The 3,826-nt window shown below is 74.4% G+C and carries 4 protein-coding genes; all 4 read right to left on the bottom strand.

What is annotated here, in order from left to right; all coding sequences use genetic code 11:
* Positions 1-391, bottom strand: a 391-nt coding sequence (locus tag FNQ90_RS15455) for a hypothetical protein (protein WP_182606915.1), incomplete at its 3' end; no start/stop codon positions are given.
* 236 nt (positions 392-627) lie between these two features.
* Positions 628-1,137, bottom strand: a complete 510-nt coding sequence (locus FNQ90_RS15460) for a hypothetical protein (RefSeq protein ID WP_182606916.1) — start codon at positions 1,135-1,137, stop codon at positions 628-630.
* A 17-nt stretch (positions 1,138-1,154) separates the two neighbouring features.
* Positions 1,155-2,084, bottom strand: a complete 930-nt coding sequence (locus tag FNQ90_RS15465) for an SCO0930 family lipoprotein (protein WP_182606917.1) — start codon at positions 2,082-2,084, stop codon at positions 1,155-1,157.
* A 208-nt stretch (positions 2,085-2,292) separates the two neighbouring features.
* Positions 2,293-3,732, bottom strand: a complete 1,440-nt coding sequence (locus FNQ90_RS15470) for an NADH-quinone oxidoreductase subunit NuoF family protein (RefSeq protein WP_182606918.1) — start codon at positions 3,730-3,732, stop codon at positions 2,293-2,295.
* Positions 3,733-3,826 lie beyond the last annotated feature (94 nt).

The following is a 3,826-nucleotide window of genomic DNA, read 5'->3' on the forward strand; positions in this document are numbered from 1 at the left end:
GTGGGAGGGGCTCACCGGCACCGACGGGTGGTCGGCTCGCCAGGGCGGCGACGGACAGGGCACCCCACGCGACGGATACCGCGACGGCGCCGATGCGATGGCGTCGTTCGGGGAGGGTCGCGGCGAGAAGGACCGCGTCGCCGAAGTCGGAGGCGATGCGCAGAGCCGTCGCGGCCCTGAGCGCGCTGCGGTTGGGGGCCAGCGCCATGGCGAGCCCGTTGGCGGCGTCACGCCAGGCGAGGGGCCGCAGGGAGGTCGCGGTCTCCGGGGCGACCTGCCCGATGCGGTCGACCAGTCCGGAGGGCCGGGCGAGCAGCTCGGGCCGGACCGCGACCGCGAGGCCGTACGCCGCCGTGGCCGCTCCGATGAGCCGAAGATAACTCTCTCTCATGAGGTCGAGCCTAGAGCCCCGGAGCCCGTTTGCCGGGCAACGGCCCGCGTTCCGGCGGAGGGATGACGGCACGACGGAGGAGTTCCCCCGAACGGGGGCCCGGGACGGTCCGCGGGTCCCCCGACTTCTCGCGGAGCGCCGGGTCGGAGGGCGCACCGGGGCACGGGCCGGCTCCCGGCCGGGCGCGGGCCGTCCGTCCGCCACGGCCGGTCCGCGCCCCACCGATCGGGTCGGGGTCAGCCGTGCCCGGCGTGGGCCCCGTGATCCTCGCCATCGGTGATCCGGCCGCCCAGGCGATCGCCCAGTTCCTCCAGCACCGGCCGGGAGGCGGTGACCACCCACCGATCGCCGACCAGGTGACTGCCGCCGTAGGGCAGTGCCTCGTCCAGCCAGGCCAAAGTGCCCTCGGCCGCCAGGAAGGCGGTGAAGCGGTACCGCTCGCCGTCGAGGGTGCAGGCGACCTGCCGAAGCTCGTCGGCGTCGACGAGGACGGCTTCGGGGCGACAGCCGATCCGCTCCGCGATGGCCTCCGCGATCTCCCCGGGACCGGCGGCCGGGTCGGCGTCGGGACGAAGGCGGGTGTCCCCGACGGAAGGGCCGCCGACCGTCGTCGTGCCACCCGTCACGCCCGTGCCGGCCCCCGCCCCGGCGGCGTCGTGCGGCGTGGCCGCCAGCGCCGCCAGGGCGACCGTTCCCAGTGCCGAGGCACCGAGGATCATCAGCCGGGCCCGTCCGAGGCCCGGCACGATGGGAGCCCCGTTCATTACAGCGGGGCCTTGGCACCGCTCGGTGTGACGGCGAACCACAGATCGCCGGCGCCGTGACCGGTGGTGTCACCGGGGTTCTCGTCACCGGTGAACCAGTAGACCGGCCAGCAGTCGATGGCCAACTGCTCGGTGCCGTCGTCCCGCTCCAGGGTGCTGATCAACTCGGCGTCGATGCCCTTGGCGTCCTCCGGGTCCACCGGCTGCGCGGGCTTCCAGGTGTCGAGGCAGTCGCCCTCGCAGTTGGAGATCATCGGCCAGGCGCTGTCCTTGTCGAAGCGGTACAGGGTGCGCCCCTTGGCGTCGGTGACGATCGGCCCGAGCGAGGGGTCCTGGACGACGGAGAGGGCGGGGCCATCCTCGCCCCCGGCCGCCTGCGCGTTGTCGGCGGAGGCGGGCTTGCCGTCGGGGGCGAGGGCGTTCCAGGTGCCGTTGACGCCGTGACCGTTGATGTCGCCGGGGGCGGTGTCGTCCTGGTACCGGTAGACGGGCCAGCCCGCGAGGGTCAGTTGGGCGCTGCCGTCGGCCCGCTCCACCTCGCCCAGCAGGGCGGGGTCGATCCCCTCGGTCGCGCTCGCGTCGTCGGCCGGCACGGGGGGCCACGCCGTGGCGCATGCGTCGTTGCAGGTGGACTCCGGCGGGTCGGCGGTGTCCTCCTCGAAGCGGTAGAGGGTGAAACCCCGGCTGTCGGTGACCACGGAGCCCAGGTCGGGGGTGCTGCGGACGATGAGTTGGCCCGCCGGATCGATGGTGGCGGTGGCGTCGGCGGAGCCGTACCCCCCCTCGTATTCACCTCCGTACTCGGGGACCCCGGCCTGGTTGGCGGCCGGCTGGGTGCCTCCCTGCCCGTAGACGTCCGTGCCGCAGGCGGTGGCCAGGAGCAGGGCCGCCACCGCGGCGGCGGGGGCCGTGCATCGGCGTGTACGCATGGTTCTCCTTCTGGTGTGGGCCAGGGGGTGGAGTCCCTCGGGGACTCCGCGGGTTGGCCGAAACCGGTTTCCCGGCCGACCGGGGCTCCTGTGACCGGACGCGCCGTCGGAGGGCGGATCGGTCCGGCGGGGCCGGACTTTCGGTGGTTGGGGGTTCAGGGTTCGGGTGGTGGATCGGTGTTCGGTGGTGGCTCGGGGTTCGGTGCGGTCATTCGGTGACGCGCATGGCGAGGGCCGGACAGCGGCGCACGGCGCGGATCGCCATGGCCCGGGCCTCCGGCGGAACCGCCATGGTGGCGCTCGCGGGGAAACCGTCCGGTCCCATCTCGACCACGCCGGGCAGGATGTCCGCGCACAGGCCGTGGCCTTGGCACAGGGTCCAGTCGACGTGGAGTCTGGGCCCCTCGTGCTCGGTGATCGGGATGCCGCCGGGCTCGGGGGGAAGCGGGAGGGTGCCGAGGACGGAGCGGCCGCAGCCGACGCCCAGCGCGTGGTCGGCGAACTCGCCGGGAAAGGCGTCCAGCGCGGAGGCCACGAATCCGGCGGTGCCGTCCGGGTGGCTGCACGCGCCGCGCTTGCGGACGGCCGCCATCCGGGCCCGTACGGCGTCCAGGGCGGCGGAGCCTCCGCCGCGCCACACCGCCTCCAGGGCGTCGGCCAGGGAGGGGAGGCCGAACAGGCAGGGTCCGCACTGGCCGGCCGACTCGTCGGCCATCCACCGCGCGACCCGAACCACCTCCCCCACCGGACACGTGGCGGGGGGCAACGGGAGGATCGCACCCGCTCCGGGGGTGGCCCCGTGCCGTTCGAGGTTCTCGCGCGAGAGCTCGGCGTACAGGGCGGTGGCGGGGGAGAGCCACTTGCCGTGGTAGCCGCCGATGAGCACGCCCTGCCCGACATCGAGGCCGACCAGCCGCAGCACGTCGATCAGCGGTGCCCCGGCGGGGGCCTCCATCACGCAGGCCCCGGCGATGCTGAGCAGGACGGTGCCGGGTTCGCGGGGGGTTCCCACCTCGCGGTATCCCAGGGCGCCGAGGCGGGCCGCGACGGCGAGCTGGGCGTAGGTCTCGGTGTTGGAGAAGAGCGTGGGCAGCCCGTGCAGACCGACCTCGCTGGTGCGGATCTTCTGTCCGGAGGGCAGGGTGGGGCCACCGTTCAGGCCCCGGGTCATCGAGGAGCTCTCCCCGGTGACGAAGCGTTCGGCCAGTCGCTGCACGCGCACCGGCACCCGTCCGGGCGGAAGTTCGGCGATGGCGTCGCGCACCGAGGAGTACACCCCCGGGTGGGTGACACCGAGGACGACCTCCTGCGCCCCGAGTGCCTCGGCGGCGAGCACGGCCCCGTCGATCACCAGATGCGGCGCGTTTCGCAGGAGGGCCTTGTCCTTGAGGCAACTCGGCTCCCCCTCACTGCCGTTGACGATGACAGCGGTGGGCAGACCGCGGCGATCGGCCGCCTCGGCCACTGAGGCCACCTTGCGGGCGAAGGGGAAACCGGCGCCGCCGCGACCGCGCAGGGAGATGTTCTCGGCCAGCGCGATGACCTCGTCGAGCCGCAGGCGGGGGCACTCGCCGTGCACCGCGAGGTGGGCCACCCGATCCAGTCGGCGCAGACCGTCCAGGCCCGCGAGGAGGCGGGCGTTGCCCATCACGGCCAGTGCGGGCCCGCCGGAGTGCCCTCGGGAGCGTGCCGGAGAGGAGGCACCGGGACGGCGACCGGGTACGGGGAGCGAGGGGCGGGGA

Origin of the sequence: Streptomyces alkaliphilus (assembly GCF_014141535.1) — a bacterium.
Lineage (GTDB): Bacteria > Actinomycetota > Actinomycetes > Streptomycetales > Streptomycetaceae > Streptomyces > Streptomyces alkaliphilus.

Bases quoted from the DNA above. Each gene is read 5' to 3' on its own strand.
- FNQ90_RS15470 (WP_182606918.1), bottom strand. From the start codon at position 3,732: ATGGGCAACGCCCGCCTCCTCGCGGGCCTGGACGGTCTGCGCCGACTG.
- FNQ90_RS15465 (WP_182606917.1), bottom strand. From the start codon at position 2,084: ATGCGTACACGCCGATGCACGGCCCCCGCCGCCGCGGTGGCGGCCCTG.